Source organism: Pseudomonas sp. KH_027 (assembly GCF_057838565.1).
In genome coordinates, this window is sequence record NZ_CM174470.1 from 4,321,983 (window position 1) to 4,338,212 (window position 16,230).

A 16,230-nucleotide genomic window follows, 5' to 3' on the forward strand; every position below is an offset into this window, starting at 1 on the left:
GCACTCTGCTCCGCAGCACGACAAGGGCGGGTAAGCCCCGTTAGAATCGGGGCTTACCCGCCCCGGAATGGATACCATGTTTTGGTTGCTGGCGATCCTCGCCTACCTGCTCGGCTCGCTTTCCTTCGCCATTCTGCTCAGCCGTCTGGCGGGTGGCCCGGATCCGCGCGCCAGTGGTTCGGGCAATCCCGGCGCGACCAATATGCTGCGGGTCGCGGGCAAGAAGCTGGCGATCCTGACCTTGCTCGGCGATCTGCTCAAGGGCCTGTTGCCCGTCCTGATCGCGCACCTACTGGGCTTCAATATCCAGCAACAAGCCTGGATTGGCCTGGCTGCGGTTATCGGCCACCTCTATCCGCTGTACTTTCACTTGCGCGGCGGCAAGGGCGTCGCCACTGCCGCCGGTATGCTGCTGGGCCTCTACCCGCCGGCCGCGCTGCTGGCGGTTGGCGCCTGGGCGCTGACCTTTCTCCTCACCCGCACCAGTTCGCTGGCCGCCCTGATCGCTACACCGCTGACCCTGCCGCTGCTGGCGTGGCAACAACCGGGGGCACTCCTGCCGATGTGCGCGTTGACCGCACTGATCGTCTGGCGGCACCGCGGCAATCTACGCGACCTGCTGGCCGGGCGCGAACGACACTTCTGAATCCACCCGCTGAAAGTGGCTCAGGTTCACCGCTCAGAGCGGCGGCAACTGCTCCATCGGCCAGCGCGCCTGCACCATGATGCTCGGCCCTTCATGCTGACCGGCCTGCAGGCGCTGGCACCCGGCATAGGCGATCATCGCGCCATTGTCGGTGCAAAACGCCGGCCGCGCGTAAAAGACCTCGCCCTTGAGCTCGGCGAGCATTTTTTCCAACGACTGGCGCAGCGCCTGATTGGCGCTGACGCCGCCGGCGATCACCAGCCGCTTGAGATCGGTCTGCTTCAGCGCACGCCGACACTTGATGGTCAGAGTCTCCACCACCGCATGCTGGAAGGCCAGGGCGATGTCGCAACGGGTTTGCTCACCGTCGTCGCCAGTGCTGCGGCACTGCTGCCAGGTGTTCAAGGCAAAGGTTTTCAAGCCGCTGAAACTGAAATCCAGCCCAGGGCGATCAGTCATCGGCCGCGGGAAAACGAAACGCCCTGCCCTGCCGCTTTCCGCCAGCCGGGCGATTTCCGGCCCGCCGGGATAGCCCAGGCCGATCATCTTGGCAGTCTTGTCGAAGGCCTCGCCGGCGGCATCGTCCAGGGACTCGCCGAGCAATTGATAACGACCAATGCCATCCACGCGCACCAACTGGGTATGCCCGCCGGAAACCAACAAAGCGACGAACGGAAACTCCGGCGGCTGCTCTTCCAGCATCGGCGCCAACAAGTGCCCTTCCATGTGGTGCACGCCCAGCGCCGGGATATCCCAGGCAAAGGCCAGCGCCTGCGCGCATGAGGCGCCGACCAGCAACGCCCCGACCAGGCCGGGACCGGCGGTATAGGCAATGCCGTCGATATCGCCAGGCACACAGCCGGACTCAGCCAGCACCTCACGGATCAACGGCAGCATACGCTTGACGTGGTCGCGCGACGCCAGCTCCGGCACCACCCCGCCGTAGGCGCGATGCAGGTCGATCTGACTGAACAGCGCATCGGCCAACAGCCCGCGCTCGCTGTCATACAGCGCGACGCCGGTTTCATCACATGAGGTTTCTAATCCCAGTACGAGCATGGGTTTGTCCCTTCAGCCTGGGCAAATTCGAAGGCGCGCATAATAATCTCCGACCTAGGCTCCGGCCAGCGGTTTTCGATCAGAGGCTTTGCATTCCTGGCGATGAGGCGTTAACATCCGCAACCCTTAAAAACCGACGTCCTCCAGCGCCATTTGCCACGAGTACGTCTACCCCGGTAATAAACGAAGGTAGCTCTGGATGCCCGCCGTCAAAGTTAAAGAGAACGAACCATTCGACGTAGCTCTGCGTCGCTTCAAACGCTCCTGTGAAAAAGCCGGTGTTCTGGCCGAAGTTCGCAGCCGCGAGTTTTACGAGAAGCCCACTTCCGAGCGCAAACGCAAAGCTGCAGCAGCAGTCAAGCGTCACGCCAAGAAAGTGCAGCGCGAACAGCGCCGCGCCGTACGCCTGTATTAATCCACAGACGCACGTAGTCAGTTTTTGCCACGCCCGGCCCAAAGCCGGGCTCCCGGCATGACCGAACACAGCATCAAGACCTGCATCACAGAGGCCATCAAGGACGCCATGCGCGCCCAAGACAAGCCTCGACTGATGACGTTACGTCTCGCCATGGCCGATATTAAACGTATCGAAATTGACGAGCGTATCGAGGTCGATGACGCCCGCACCCTGCTGATCCTCGACAAGATGATCAAACAGCGGCGCGATTCCTTGCGTCAGTTCAGCGACGCCGGTCGCAAAGACCTGGCCGATGTCGAAGCCGCCGAAATCGTCGTGCTTCAAGCCTTTATGCCAAAACCATTGGACGAGAGCGAGATCAGTACGCTGATCCGGCAAGCCATCGTCGAAAGTGGCGCCCAAGGCATGCCAGACATGGGCAAAGTGATGGCACTATTGCGCCCTCAGGTGCAAGGCCGTGTCGATATGGCACTGGTCAGCCAACAATTGAAAGCCTGTCTGTCCTCCTGATTCCGCCGCAGCTATGCTGGCGACTCGCCTGATTACGAGAACGCCATGGCCGGGCTGATACCCCAGACTTTTATTGACGACCTGCTAAACCGTACCGACATCGTCGACGTGGTCAGCTCGCGCGTGCAATTGAAGAAAACCGGCAAGAACTTCAGCGCCTGCTGCCCGTTCCACAAAGAGAAGACCCCCTCGTTCAGCGTCAGCCCGGACAAGCAGTTCTATTACTGTTTCGGTTGCGGCGCCGGCGGCAATGCTCTCGGGTTTATCATGGATCACGACAACCTGGACTTCGTCCAGGCCGTCGAGGAGCTGGCCAAGTCCGCCGGCATGGAAGTGCAGCGCGAAGAAAGCGCCGGCCGCAACCAAAAACCGCGGCAACCGACCGACTCACCACTGTACCCGCTACTGACGGCCGCCGCCGACTACTACCGGCAAGCGCTGAAAAGCCACCCGACGCGCAAAGCCGCCGTGGACTACCTGAAAGGCCGCGGCCTGTCGGGCGAGATCGCCCGCGATTTCGGTCTGGGTTTCGCCCCACCCGGCTGGGACAACCTGCTCAAGCACCTGGCCAGCGACACCCTGCAGCAAAAGGCCATGATCGATGCCGGCCTGCTGATCGAAAACGCCGAGAGCGGCAAACGCTACGACCGCTTCCGCGACCGGGTGATCTTCCCGATCCGCGACAGCCGTGGCCGCGTCATTGCCTTCGGCGGCCGTGTGCTGGGCGACGACAAGCCGAAATACCTGAACTCGCCGGAAACCCCGGTATTCCATAAAGGCCAGGAGCTCTATGGCCTGTATGAAGCGCGCAAGAGCAACCGCGACCTCGACGAGGTCATGGTGGTCGAAGGCTACATGGACGTCATCGCCCTTGCCCAACAGGGCTTGCGCAACGCCGTCGCCACCCTCGGCACCGCCACCAGCGAAGAACACCTCAAGCGTCTGTTCCGCATCGTGCCGAGCGTCCTGTTTTGCTTCGACGGCGATCAGGCCGGCCGCAGCGCCGCCTGGCGCGCATTGGAGTCGACCCTGCCGAGCCTGCAAGACGGCCGCCGCGCCCGCTTCCTGTTCCTGCCGGAAGGCGAAGACCCTGACACCTTGGTGCGCAGCGAAGGCACCGACGCCTTTCGCGCCCGCATCAATCAGCAGGCACAGCCGCTGGCCGACTACTTCTTCCAGCAACTGACCCAGGAAGCCGACCCGCGCTCCCTGGAGGGCAAGGCGCACCTCGCCACCCTGGCCGTACCGCTGATCGACAAAATACCCGGCGCCAACCTGCGCACCTTGATGCGCCAGCGCCTCAGCGAAATCACCGGCCTCAACAGCGAGGCGCTCGGCCAGGCGATCCAGCACGCCCCCGCACCCACCGAGGAACCGCCCAGCTACGACCCGAACGGCTACTACGACGTAGCCCCCGACTACGGGCACGAACCCTACAGCCCACCGCCGGAACAGAATTGGCAGAAGAAATCCGGGCAGAAAGGCAGCGGGCAGAAGAAATGGGAAAAGTCCTGGGACAAGAAAGGCCAGCGCCCAGACTTCCAACCCAGAGCCCCGCGCGTCGCCGCACCGGTGGAGTCGCCCACGCTGACCGCCCTGCGCACGCTGCTGCATCACCCGGAACTGGCTCACAAGGTCGAAGACGCCAGCCACTTCGCGGCGGAAAACGATACCTATGCGCAACTCTTGGTGGCCCTGCTCGGCGCCCTGCAGAAGAATCCCAAGCTACGCTCACTGCAACTGATCGCTCGCTGGCACGGCACCGAACAAGGTCGCCTGCTCAAGGCGCTGGCCGAAAAGGAATGGCTGATTCAGGCCGACAACCTTGAACAACAGTTTTTCGACACCATAACCAGTCTTGCAGCCCGCCAACGCGAGCGCAGCCTGGAACATTTGCTGCGCAAAGCACGTCAAAGTGAATTGAGCGCAGAGGAAAAAGACCAGCTGCGCGACTTGCTCAGCCGCACTATTACTCCCATCACCCCGACCTCAACTGGCGCGTGAGGTCCCTGCTCAGGTATAATCCTCGGCTTGTTTTTTTGCCCGCCAAGACCTTCAGTGGATAGGGTGTTATGTCCGGAAAAGCGCAACAACAGTCTCGCCTCAAAGAGTTGATCAGCCGTGGTCGTGAGCAGGGTTACCTGACTTACGCCGAGGTCAACGACCACCTGCCGGAGGATATTTCCGATCCGGAACAGGTGGAAGACATCATCCGCATGATTAACGACATGGGGATCAACGTTTTCGAAAGCGCCCCGGACGCGGATGCCCTGCTATTGGCTGAAGCCGACACCGACGAGGCCGCCGCGGAAGAAGCCGCTGCCGCGTTGGCCGCGGTGGAAACCGATATCGGTCGTACCACCGACCCGGTGCGCATGTACATGCGCGAAATGGGCACGGTGGAGCTGCTGACTCGCGAAGGCGAAATCGAAATCGCCAAACGCATCGAGGAAGGCATCCGCGAAGTGATGGGCGCTATCGCCCATTTCCCGGGTACCGTCGACAGCATCATGGCCGAATACACTCGCGTCACCACCGAAGGTGGGCGACTGGCCGAGGTTCTCAGCGGTTACATCGACCCGGATGACGGTATTGCCGCGCCCGCCGAAGTACCGGTCCCGGTGATCAAGGACGGCGCTGCCGCCGAAGCTGAAACCGAAGACGAAGAAGCCGAAGGCGACACCGAGGAAGAAGAGGAAGGCGACGGCGGTCCGGATCCGGAAATCGCTCGTCAACGCTTCGGCGCGGTGGCCGAACAGCTGGAAAAAGCCAAGAAAGTGCTGAAAAAGCACGGCCGTGACAGCAAGCAAGCCATTGCCGAGCTGAAAGAGCTGGCCGACCTGTTCATGCCGATCAAGCTGGTACCCAAGCAGTTCGACGCCTTGGTTGTGCGTGTCCGCGACGCCCTGGAGCGCCTGCGCGCCCAGGAACGCGCCATCATGCAACTCTGCGTACGTGATGCCCGCATGCCGCGCGCCGATTTCCTGCGCCAGTTCCCCAGCCATGAGATCGACGAAAGCTGGACCGATCAACTGGCCAAAGGCAAGAGCAAATACGCCGAGGCCATCGGTCGCCTGCAGGCCGACATCCAGCGCTGCCAGCAGAAGCTCGCCGCACTTGAAGCCGATACCGGCCTGAAGCTGTCCGAGATCAAGGATATCAACCGTCGCATGTCGATCGGCGAGGCCAAGGCCCGCCGTGCGAAGAAAGAAATGGTTGAAGCGAACTTGCGCCTGGTGATCTCGATCGCCAAGAAGTACACCAACCGCGGCCTGCAGTTCCTCGACCTGATCCAGGAAGGCAACATCGGCCTGATGAAGGCGGTGGACAAGTTCGAATACCGTCGCGGCTACAAGTTCTCGACCTACGCCACCTGGTGGATTCGCCAGGCGATCACCCGCTCGATCGCCGACCAGGCGCGCACCATCCGTATTCCGGTGCACATGATCGAGACGATCAACAAGCTCAACCGCATCTCTCGCCAGATGCTGCAGGAGATGGGCCGCGAGCCGACTCCGGAAGAGCTGGGTGAGCGCATGGAAATGCCTGAGGACAAGATCCGCAAGGTATTGAAGATCGCCAAAGAGCCGATCTCCATGGAAACCCCGATCGGTGATGATGAAGATTCCCACCTGGGCGACTTCATCGAAGACTCCACCATGCAGTCGCCGATCGATGTAGCCACGGTCGAAAGCCTCAAGGAAGCGACCCGCGAAGTGCTGGCCGGCCTCACTGCCCGTGAAGCCAAGGTACTGCGCATGCGCTTCGGCATCGATATGAATACCGACCACACCCTCGAGGAAGTCGGTAAACAGTTCGACGTGACCCGAGAGCGGATCCGGCAGATCGAAGCCAAGGCGCTACGCAAGCTGCGCCACCCGACGAGAAGCGAGCATCTGCGCTCCTTCCTCGACGAGTAACACCAGAACCCCCGGCCTAGCTGGGGGTTCTGCTTTCTGAGTGCTTAGAATTAGCAGCCCGGCTACACTCGCCAATACACCTGCGTTGTATTGAGGCTCCGCCATGCCGCGACTGCTGGCCATTCTCCTGTTGTGTTTGGCGTACTGGGCAGCCCCGGCTGTTGCATTGACCCTTAGCCAAGAAGAGCGCAGCTGGCTGGCTGCGCATCCGACCCTGCGCCTGGGGGTCGACGCCTCCTGGCCACCCTTCGAGTTTCGCGACGAACAAGGGCGCTACCAAGGCCTGGCCGCCGACTACATAGCACTGATCGAGAAGCGCCTGGGCGTCAGTCTCCAGCCCGTGGAGCCGAGCAGCTGGAGTGCGGTGCTGGCGCAGGCCAAGGCCAGCCAGCTGAATTTGCTCCCCGGCATCATGGCGACCCCCGAACGGCAGACCTACCTGGCCTTCACCCGGCCGTATCTGGACTTCCCGATTGTCATCATGGCCCGCAAGGGCGGTCCACAACCGCGCGTACTGAAAGACCTCTACGGGCTCAAAATCGCCGTAGTCGAAGACTATGCGCCCCACGAGCTGCTGCGTAACCAGCACCCGGATCTCAACCTGCTGCCGCTGCCTAGCGTCAATGCCGCCTTGCAGGCCCTCGCCACCTGTCAGGCCGACGCCATGATCGGCGACCTGGCATCCAGCATCTGGAGCCTGCGCCAACTCAAGCTGGAAGGCCTGTACATAAGCGGCGAAACACCCTATCGCTACCAGTTGGCCATGGCCGCACCACGTGACCAAGCCATCCTGGTGGGGATTCTCGACAAGCTCTTCGCCGACATGAGCAGCGCCGAAATCGCCGCCCTGCAGGAGCCCTGGGTCGGCGGCGTACTGGACCAGCGCAGCCTCTGGCCACAGATCCAGCGCTATAGCCTGCCAGCGCTGCTGGGACTGCTGCTTGGACTGGCCATCTTCGCCATGGTGATCCGCATCAACCGCCGCCTGAGCGCCGAAATAGCCGGGCGCAGCGCACTGGAGCAACAACTGCGCAGTAGCGAGCAGCACTATCGCGGCCTGGTCGAAAGCCTCTCGGCCATCACCTGGGAAGCGCGCATGAGCGACTACGGCTACACCTACGTCTCGCCGCACGCCGAGAAGCTGCTCGGCTACCCGCTTGCCGACTGGCTAAAGCCCGACTTCTGGCAACGCACACTGCACCCCGACGACCGCCAGCGGGCATTCGACTACTGCCACAATGAATGCAAGGCTCTGCGTGACCACAGCCTCGATTATCGGATGTACGCCGTCGATGGGCGCATCGTCTGGATCCACGACATCGTTACCCTGATCCCGAATGGCGATAGCGTGCTGTTACGCGGCCTGATGATCGACATCACCGAAACCAAGCAGATCGAGCAGGCCCTGCGCCTCTCGGAACAGAAGTTCGCCTCGGTCTTCCAGCAATGCCCGGACATACTGGTCATAGCCCGCCGCTCCGACGGCTGCCTGCTGGAAGTGAACGCCTCCTTCGAGGAGCAGACCGGCATCCCGATCGCCAACGCCCTGGGCAAAACCGCGACCGAACTCAACATCTGGGGCATCCCGGGCGTCGGCCCCAGCGTGCTGCAACGCCTGCAGAACGGCGCTCTGCGCAACCTGGAAATGCCCTTCCGCAAACATGACGGCCAACTGTTCACCGGGCTGATCTCGGCGCAACCCTTCCAGCTCGCCGACACCCCGGCACTGGTGGTCGTGGTGCGCGATATCAGTCAGCTGAAAGAGACCCAGCAACGCCTGCAGATATCCGAAGAGAAGTTCGCCAAGGCCTTCCATTCCTCGCCTGACGGGCTGCTGCTGACCCGCATGAGCGATGGCCTGCTATTGGAAGTCAACGAAGGTTTCGCCCGCATCAGCGGTTATGGCGGCAGCGACATAGCCGACCGCACCACGATCGACCTGGGCCTTTGGCACAACCCCGAGGATCGCCAACGAATCATGCAACTGCTCGGCAAGCATGGCGTCGTGCGCGACTTCACCGCGCCGATCCGCACCCGCAGCGGCGAGCTGAAAGTCTGCGAACTGTCGACCCAGATCATGCACATCAATGGCGAAAGTTGCCTGCTGACCATCGCCCGCGACGTCACCGAGCGCCTGCAGACACAAGAGAAACTGCAGCAAGCCGCCACCGTCTTCGAAAGCACCGCCGAAGGAGTGATGATCACCGACACCCAGCAACGCATTACCGCCGTGAACCGTGCCTTCAGCGAAATCACCGGCTACAGCGAACAGGATGCCCTCGGCCAGTCACCGCGCCTGCTCGCCTCCGGCCGGCACGACAGTGCGTTCTACACGGCCATGTGGCACCAATTGGACTCCGAGGGGCACTGGCAAGGGGAAATCTGGAACCGGCGCAAGAATGGCGAACTCTACCCCGAGTGGCTGACCATCAGCGCCGTGCGCAACAGCGAAGCGCTGACAACCCACTTCGTCGGCGTCTTCGCCGACATCTCCACCCTCAAGGATGCGCAGGCCACCCTCGACTATCAGGCCCACCATGACCCGCTCACCGGCCTGCCCAACCGCCTGCTCTTCGAGAACCGTCTGCGCGCCGGGTTGAGCGACGCCCACGCCGACGATCGCCAGGGCGCGGTACTGTTCCTCGACCTCGACCGCTTTAAACACATCAACGACAGCCTCGGCCACCCGGTCGGCGACCTGCTGCTGAAAGCCATCGCCCTGCGCCTCAAGGAACAACTGCGCGATATCGACACCGTTGCCCGCCTGGGAGGCGATGAATTCATCATCCTGCTGCCTGGCCTGCAGCAACCCGCTGACGCCGAACACGTCGCCAACAAAGTACTGGCGGGCCTTGCCGCGCCCTTCCACGCCGACGGGCACGAGTTCTTCATCAGCGCCAGCATCGGCGTCAGCCTTTTCCCGCAGGATGGCAACGACGTCGCCACACTGGTGAAGAACGCCGATGCCGCCATGTACCGCTCCAAAGCCAAGGGCCGCAACCGCGCCGAACTCTACACCCGCGACCTGACGGTGCAAGCCACCGAGCGCATGGCGCTGGAGCATGAGCTGCGTCGAGCCCTGGAGCGCGGGGAACTGAGCCTCGACTACCAACCGAAGCTGTCCCTCGGCACGCACCGCCTGGTCGGCGCGGAAGCCCTGATCCGCTGGCATCACCCGCTACTCGGCGAAGTTCCCCCCGAGCGTTTCATTCCACTGGCCGAAGACTGCGGCCTGATCCTGCCACTGGGTGATTGGGTTCTACAGGAGGCCTGCCGGCAGATGGGCGAATGGCAGAAGCGGCACGCCCCCTTCGGTTCACTGTCGGTCAACCTCGCCGGCGCGCAACTGCGCCAGCCAGAGCTGGTCGAACGCATCGACGGCCTGCTCAAGCGCCACAACCTCGAACCGGCCCTGCTGCAACTGGAGATCACCGAGAACTTCATCATGAGCCAAACCGAAGAAGCCCTGGCCATCCTCCACGAGCTGAAACGCCTGGGCGTACAACTGGCCATCGACGACTTCGGCACGGGCTACTCCTCCTTGAGTTACTTGAAACGCCTGCCGCTGGACACCTTGAAGATCGACCAGTCCTTCGTCCGCGGCCTGCCCGAGGACCCGCACGACGCCGCCATCACCCGCGCCATCATCGCCCTCGGGCGCAGCATGCAACTGACCGTGATCGCCGAAGGCGTGGAAACCAAGGCCCAGGAACAGTTCCTCGCCAGCGAAGGCTGCGAACATATCCAAGGTTTCATCGTCAGCCGACCCTTGCCTGCCGAGCTTTTCGCCAACACTTTTCTCGGCCCGCACCGTTCGATTGGCGCTCCACACAAGGCGCCGGTATAATCCGCCGGCTTTCCAGGGCCTATAGCTCAGTTGGTTAGAGCAGAGGACTCATAATCCTTTGGTCCACGGTTCGAGTCCGTGTGGGCCCACCAACTCCATCAGAGAATTGTGCAGGCAACTGGCAATCCTCGGCAGTAACCGCTCAGTCTCGAGCCAATAGCCTCGGGATTCATGATCCGGCAGCATCAACGCTCAATGAAAAGCCGCGCAATGGCGCGGCTTTTTGCTTTCGGCGGCGGGCCTTGTACGGCGTCAACGCTTGGCGATGATCCATACCGCGTGGATGATCCCCGGGATGTAGCCGCACAGGGTCAGCAGGATATTCAGCCAGAAGGCGCCGGCGAAACCGACTTGCAGAAACACGCCGAGCGGCGGCAGCAGGATGGCGATCAGGATGCGGATCAGGTCCATGAGATAACTCCCTTGAGTTGGCCCGGCTGGGCTGTACCCGATAATCGACCACGCTCAGCCGCCCATGGTTCCGCTGCCGCCTGCCATTCAATATCTGCGCGGCAACGGGCTCAGCCAGTCACGTATCGGCTGAGCCAGGGCCCGGCGCCACCCCTGCGGGCTCAGCCAAGTTTGTGCCGCGCGGCATACAGGCAAACCATCTCCATGGCGATGGTCGCCCCGGCCAGCGCGGTCACTTCGGCGTTGTCGTAAGGCGGCGAGACCTCCACCACATCCATCCCGACCAGGTTGATGCCGCGCAATGCACGGAGGATCTCCAGCGCCTGATGCGTGCTCAACCCGCCGCAGACCGGCGTACCGGTGCCGGGCGCGAAGGCCGGATCGAGACAGTCGATGTCGAAGGTCAGGTACACCGGGTTGTCGCCGACCCGTGCGCGAATCAGCTCGGCGATGACCTCCGGCGAGTTGCGATGCACCTGGCGGGCATCCAGCACCTGGAAACCCATCACGTCATCATTGGTGGTACGCAGGCCGATCTGCACCGAGCGCGCCGGATCCACCAGGCCCTGGCGGGCGGCGTAGTAGAACATGGTGCCGTGATTGACTCCCTGTACGCCATCGTCGGTATCCGGCCAGGTATCGCTGTGGGCGTCGAAATGCACCAGGGACAGGGCGCCGTGTTTCTTCGCATGGGCCTTGAGCAGCGGGTAGCTGATGAAGTGGTCACCGCCCAGGGTCAGCATGCCGCAGCCGGCCTCGAGGATGTGCTCGGCATGCGCCTCGATGGCCGCCGGCGTCTGCTGCGGCTGGGCGTGGTCGAAGTTGCAATCGCCGTAATCGATCACCGCCAGATGATCGAAGGGATCGAACTCCCAGGGATAGTGGCGCTCCCAGGCACTGGTCACCGAGGCGGCGCGGATCGCCCGCGGGCCGAAGCGGGTACCCGGGCGGTTGGTGGTGGCGGTGTCGAACGGCACGCCGCTGACCACCAGATCGACGCCGCGCAGGTCCCGCGTGTAGCGCCGGCGCATAAAGCTGGTGACGCCGGCGTAGGTCGGTTCGGAAAAGGTGCCATACAGGCTGTCGCGCGTGATGGCGAGATCGTTACCCTGAAACTCTTCCATGCTGAACTCCTCAGTACTGGGTGCGGAAACTGGACCAGATGCGGGTGCGCTCGCGCTGCGTGCGCAGCGACAGCAGTTGTTCGCTGAACAGCCGTGCACGCACGTCCTGCGGCGGGTAGATGTCCGGATCGCCACTTACAGCAGGGTCGACCAGTGGCGTGGCGGCGCTGTTGGCGTTGGCGAAGTACACGCTGTTGGTCAGCTCGGCGATCGCCTCCGGGCGCAGCATGTAGTCGATGAAGGCGAGCGCGGCCTGCGGGTGCGGCGCATCCACCGGGATCGCCATGGTGTCGAACCAGATCAGCGTGCCCTCACTCGGAATGCGGTAGAGCACCTCGAACGGCTGCTTCGCCTCGCTGGCGCGGGCGGCGGCCATGCCGGCGTCCCCGTTGTAGGTCAGCGCCAGGCAGATCTCGCCCTTGGCCAGGTCATCGATATGCCGACCGGTGCCGACATAACGCAGGTTCGGCTGCAGCTCGGCGAGTAGTTGCTGCACCTGTTTCAGCTCGGCCGCGTCGGTACTGTAGGGGTCGTGACCGAGGTAATTGAGGGCGATGCTGATCACTTCCTGCGGCGAATCCAGCACGGCGATGCCGCAGTCCTTGAGCTTGCTGGCATATTCCGGCTTGAACAGCAGATCGAGGCTGTTCAGTGGCGCGTCGGGAATGCGCTTCGTCACCGCCTCTTTATTCAGGCCCAGACCGACCGTGCCCCAGGTGTAGGGCACTCCGTAGCGGTTGCCCGGGTCGGCACTGGCCAGTTTGGCCAGCAGTTCGGGGTCGAGGTTGGCGTAATGCTTCAGTTGCGCCTGTTCGACCGGTTGCACGGCCTTGGCCTTGATCGCCCGCGCCAACCCGCTGGAGGCCGGGAACACCACGTCGTAGCCGCTGCCGCCGGTGAGCAGTTTGCTGTCCAGCGCCTCGGCACTGTCGAAGATGTCGTATTTGACCTGGATGCCGCTCTCCCGCTGAAAGTCCTTGAGCGCCTGCTCCGGGATATAGGCGGACCAGCTGTAGAGGTTCAGGGCCTTCTCTTCCGCGTGCACGGGCAACACGCAAAAGAGCAATAAGGGCCAGAGGGCCATACGCATGAGTGGAACTCCTCATTGGGGTTTGAGTTTTGCCTGACGCCATCCTGCAACCTGGCTTGCTTCTGATAAATATGAAGTGTGCTACTTTGGCATTCACCACGATCAATGTTTGGAGCCGCCATGCTCAGCCAAGTCCGCGACCTCGACCTGCAACTGCTGCGGCTGTTCGTCAGCGTGGTCGAATGCGGCGGCTTCAGTGCGGCACAAGGCGAGCTGGGGATCGGCCAGTCGACCATCAGCACGCAGATGGCCAAGCTGGAGACCCGTCTGGGCTTTCGTCTGTGCGAGCGCGGCAAGGCCGGCTTTCGCCTGACTCCCAAGGGTGAGGAAGTCTTGCAAGCCACCCGCAAGCTGTTTGCCGCCATCGAAACCTTCAAGGGCGAAGCCCAGGGCATGGCCGACAAACTGCTTGGCGAGCTCAGCATCGGCCTCTCCGAAGCCCTCGATGCGCAGGTGCTGGAACGGGTCGGTGCGGCCATCCAACGTTTTCGTCAGCGCAACCAGGCGGTACAGATCGAGCTGATCAGCGCCATGCCGGCCGAGCTGGAGCGACGCCTGCTGCAGGATCAATTGCACCTGGCTATCGGCTACTTCTCCGGCGCCCAGGCGGCACTCGATCACCGCTTGCTGTTCGAGGAAGAACAAGTGCTGTATTGCGGCCTCGGCCATCGGCTATTCGAACAGAGCGAAATCAGCCTGGAGCAGTTGCTGGGCGAAGATGGCGTGCACCACCCCTATCGCTTCATCCAGCTCGACGAACCGTGGAAGTCCGGCGCCAGCAGCGCACGCAGCGAACAGGTCGAAGGCACCCTGGCCTTTCTGCTCTCCGGTGCCCATATCGGCTACTTGCCCGAGCATATCGCCTCCCCCTGGGTGGCACGGGGTCGACTGCGCGCGCTGCTGGCGCAGCAATTGGGTTTCAGCGTGCGCTTTCATCTGGCCAGCCATCGCGGCCGCCAACCCAGCGAGGCGCAAATGGCTTTCGTCGAGGACTTGCTCGGCGCCTTCAAGCCACCGAAACGCCAGGCTCCGCAGCCCTGAGCGCCGAACAGGCTTTAGCGGCTGGGCGCACGCAGCGACTCAGGCGACCTTCCTCGCCGCGCGCGGCTATAGTTTTCAGCTCAGACCTTCCCCGTTCGCCCCTATCCGTAGCGTGCAAGGAGTCATCATGAGCAAGGTTCACCACGTCGCCGTTCTGGTCGGCAGCCTGCGCAAGGCCTCCATCAACCGCAAACTCGCCCTGGCCCTGGCCGACCTGGCACCCCCTTCGCTGAAGCTGGAAATTGTCGAGATCGGCGAGTTGCCGCTGTACAACGAAGACATCGACATCGACCCACCACCCGAGGCCTACGCCGCCTTCCGCGCCAAGCTCAAAGCCGCCGACGCGCTACTGTTCGTCACCCCGGAATACAACCGTTCGGTGCCGGCGCCGATGAAGAACGCCATCGACGTGGGTTCACGCCCCTATGGCAAAAGCGCCTTCAGCGGCAAGCCGGGGGCGGTGCTCAGCGCCTCGCCGGGGGCGGTGGGCGGCTTCGGCGCCAACCACCACCTGCGCCAGTCCATGGTCTTCCTCGATGTACCGATGATGCAGCAGCCAGAGGCTTATCTGGGCGGCGCCGGCAGTTTCTTCGAAGAGGCCGGCATGCTTGGCGATGGTATCCGGCCGTTCCTGCAGAAGTTCATCAATGCCTATGCCCAATGGGTAGAGCAACACGCCAAGGGCTGAGTGCCCATACCGAGGATTCTCGCGCCGACACGCGGGAGCCCTCGGACAGCCACGCGGCGGCATTTGCTTCGCCAGCGCGGCAATAGCGTCGCACCTCGTTCGCCCGATAGCGCTTGCTGCAGTCACGTCTCGACCGGCAGCCAAATCTCCACAAAACCGGTCCCCGCCAGCGGGTTGAAATCCTCGCTGTAGCGTTCGAATTCCGGCGCATCCGCCACTTGATAGCCAGACTGCGGCAACCACTGGTTCCAGATGCTGTTGACGGTGTCGCGGATTGTCGAGATATGGCCCTGATGCGTGAACACCGCATAACGGCGCTGGGGAATTCTGATTCGGCGAAACGGCTCCACGATACCCTCGAAACTCGCGACCTCGACACCCGCGATGTAGTCGAACATGCCATTGCCGTCGCTGTCGCAGCAGACGCCATAGGTGCGCCAGCCGACTTGGCCGGGGATATTGCCGATGTATGGGACGAAGCGCTGCCACAGGGTTGGAATGCCTTCGTTCGTCTCGACGCTGAAACGCTCGCCCAGGCCGACAATCAGCAGGGGCTCACTGGTTTCCAAGCGGGGTGGCTGGAGGTCGATGATTTGCACGTTATCCATTCTGAAGGCTCCACCAAAGCGATGCACTCAAGGTTGTGCTGCGCGCGCAGGCTTTCCGGCGTGATGCCGAACTGCTCGCGGAACGCCCGCGTGAAGGCTTCGTGAGAACCATAGCCGGCGTCGAGCGCGACGCTGAGAATATCCGGCGCGCCAGCGGCCAACCGCGCGCGGCTTCGCTCAGCCGTCGGCCACGCAAGTAGCGCATCACCGTATACCCGATCGTCCCCCCGAATGCCCGCGACCGGCTGAACCGCGACAGCGCACAGAGCGTGGTGATCTGCGCCGGCGACAACTCGCTGGCATGATGACTCTCGATGTACCAGAGCGCTTTACCTACAGGGTTCATGGCCGTCCTCACGTTGCCCGGGCCTAGTCGCCACTGACGGAGAAGGCGCCACTTGAGCGCTGTTGCAGAAGGTCGCTGAGGAAACTGCGGTCTAGCGGCTGAGCCTGGAGCCGCCGCGTGCCGACGCAAGTCACCCTGCTCGCAGACCTGATCGGCGCAGAAATCGCTTGAGTCGGGACCTGCAGCAGATGCAACAAGGTGTGTCGTGAGATGGACCGGTCAAACGCCGAAAAAAGAAAACCCCACCGAAGCGGGGCTTTGCAGACTGAATCCTGACATCCGTAATCGCTCCACCGTCCTGGCGGAATCCAGCGTATCCCTGTTCTTTCCTAGGCGCTTCCTGCGCAACGTCCATGCCTGCAGACTACCCGCGCACACCAAGAGGCGATAGCGGCGATCGGCAGCACACTATGTAAGCCAAAGCTTACAAACCAACCAAGCGTCCGCTTGGCTTCCTTTTGTGACGAAGGACTTGTTAGACTGAATCTGTCCTACAAAAACAACAGACCCCGACACGGCGGT

The 16,230-nt window shown here is 62.6% G+C and carries 14 protein-coding genes and 1 tRNA gene; 9 read left to right on the forward strand and 6 right to left on the reverse strand.

Features of this window, described 5'->3' with window-relative positions:
• Nucleotides 1–76: 76 nt before the first annotated feature.
• Nucleotides 77–646 (forward strand): glycerol-3-phosphate 1-O-acyltransferase PlsY, encoded by a 570-nt coding sequence (gene plsY / locus AC3IYG_RS20295; protein ID WP_489311278.1) that lies wholly within the window; start codon nt 77–79, stop codon nt 644–646.
• Between the two features lie 33 nt (nt 647–679).
• Here the strand turns inward: plsY and tsaD are convergent, their stop codons facing one another.
• Nucleotides 680–1,705, reverse strand: coding sequence for a tRNA (adenosine(37)-N6)-threonylcarbamoyltransferase complex transferase subunit TsaD (tsaD, locus tag AC3IYG_RS20300; protein WP_489311279.1), 1,026 nt, complete (start codon nt 1,703–1,705; stop codon nt 680–682).
• Nucleotides 1,706–1,904: 199 nt separating this feature from the next.
• Here tsaD and rpsU point away from each other — a divergent pair, with 199 nt between their 5' ends.
• From rpsU to AC3IYG_RS20330, 6 genes are all read left to right on the forward strand, one after another.
• Nucleotides 1,905–2,120, forward strand: a complete 216-nt coding sequence (gene rpsU, locus AC3IYG_RS20305) for a 30S ribosomal protein S21 (RefSeq protein WP_002551877.1) — start codon at nt 1,905–1,907, stop codon at nt 2,118–2,120.
• A 57-nt stretch (nt 2,121–2,177) separates the two neighbouring features.
• Entirely contained in the window at nt 2,178–2,633 is a 456-nt protein-coding gene (locus AC3IYG_RS20310) for a GatB/YqeY domain-containing protein (protein WP_489311280.1), read from the forward strand.
• Between the two features lie 45 nt (nt 2,634–2,678).
• Nucleotides 2,679–4,637 carry a DNA primase gene (dnaG, locus tag AC3IYG_RS20315; RefSeq protein ID WP_489311281.1) on the forward strand — a complete coding sequence of 653 codons (1,959 nt, stop codon included), beginning with the start codon at nt 2,679–2,681 and terminating at the stop codon, nt 4,635–4,637.
• Between the two features lie 68 nt (nt 4,638–4,705).
• On the forward strand, nt 4,706–6,553 hold the full coding sequence (gene rpoD / locus AC3IYG_RS20320; protein WP_489311282.1) for an RNA polymerase sigma factor RpoD: 1,848 nt from the start codon (nt 4,706–4,708) through the stop codon (nt 6,551–6,553).
• Nucleotides 6,554–6,656: 103 nt separating this feature from the next.
• Nucleotides 6,657–10,400 carry a bifunctional diguanylate cyclase/phosphodiesterase gene (locus AC3IYG_RS20325; protein WP_489311283.1) on the forward strand — a complete coding sequence of 1,248 codons (3,744 nt, stop codon included), beginning with the start codon at nt 6,657–6,659 and terminating at the stop codon, nt 10,398–10,400.
• A 15-nt stretch (nt 10,401–10,415) separates the two neighbouring features.
• Nucleotides 10,416–10,492, forward strand: a tRNA-Ile gene (locus AC3IYG_RS20330).
• Nucleotides 10,493–10,652: 160 nt separating this feature from the next.
• Here the strand turns inward: AC3IYG_RS20330 and AC3IYG_RS20335 are convergent.
• The 3 genes from AC3IYG_RS20335 to AC3IYG_RS20345 form a co-directional block, all read right to left on the reverse strand.
• Complete coding sequence (locus AC3IYG_RS20335) at nt 10,653–10,811, reverse strand: YqaE/Pmp3 family membrane protein (RefSeq protein ID WP_489311284.1); 159 nt, start codon at nt 10,809–10,811, stop codon at nt 10,653–10,655.
• A gap of 161 nt (nt 10,812–10,972) precedes the next feature.
• Nucleotides 10,973–11,935 (reverse strand): agmatinase, encoded by a 963-nt coding sequence (gene speB, locus AC3IYG_RS20340; protein ID WP_489311285.1) that lies wholly within the window; start codon nt 11,933–11,935, stop codon nt 10,973–10,975.
• A gap of 10 nt (nt 11,936–11,945) precedes the next feature.
• Nucleotides 11,946–13,025, reverse strand: a complete 1,080-nt coding sequence (locus AC3IYG_RS20345; RefSeq protein ID WP_489311286.1) for a polyamine ABC transporter substrate-binding protein — start codon at nt 13,023–13,025, stop codon at nt 11,946–11,948.
• A gap of 120 nt (nt 13,026–13,145) precedes the next feature.
• On the opposite strand from AC3IYG_RS20345, the gene AC3IYG_RS20350 reads away from it, so the two are divergent.
• A complete protein-coding gene (locus tag AC3IYG_RS20350; RefSeq protein ID WP_489311287.1) occupies nt 13,146–14,066 on the forward strand; it encodes a LysR family transcriptional regulator in 921 nt (306 codons plus the stop codon).
• A 127-nt stretch (nt 14,067–14,193) separates the two neighbouring features.
• Entirely contained in the window at nt 14,194–14,754 is a 561-nt protein-coding gene (locus tag AC3IYG_RS20355) for an NADPH-dependent FMN reductase (protein WP_489311288.1), read from the forward strand.
• 122 nt (nt 14,755–14,876) lie between these two features.
• Here the strand turns inward: AC3IYG_RS20355 and AC3IYG_RS20360 are convergent, their stop codons facing one another.
• On the reverse strand, nt 14,877–15,362 hold the full coding sequence (locus AC3IYG_RS20360) for a GyrI-like domain-containing protein (RefSeq protein WP_489311289.1): 486 nt from the start codon (nt 15,360–15,362) through the stop codon (nt 14,877–14,879).
• Nucleotides 15,299–15,523 carry a helix-turn-helix domain-containing protein gene (locus tag AC3IYG_RS20365; RefSeq protein WP_489311290.1) on the reverse strand — a complete coding sequence of 75 codons (225 nt, stop codon included), beginning with the start codon at nt 15,521–15,523 and terminating at the stop codon, nt 15,299–15,301. Before AC3IYG_RS20365 ends, AC3IYG_RS20360 begins: the two co-directional genes overlap by 64 nt.
• Between the last annotated feature and the right edge of the window lie 707 nt (nt 15,524–16,230).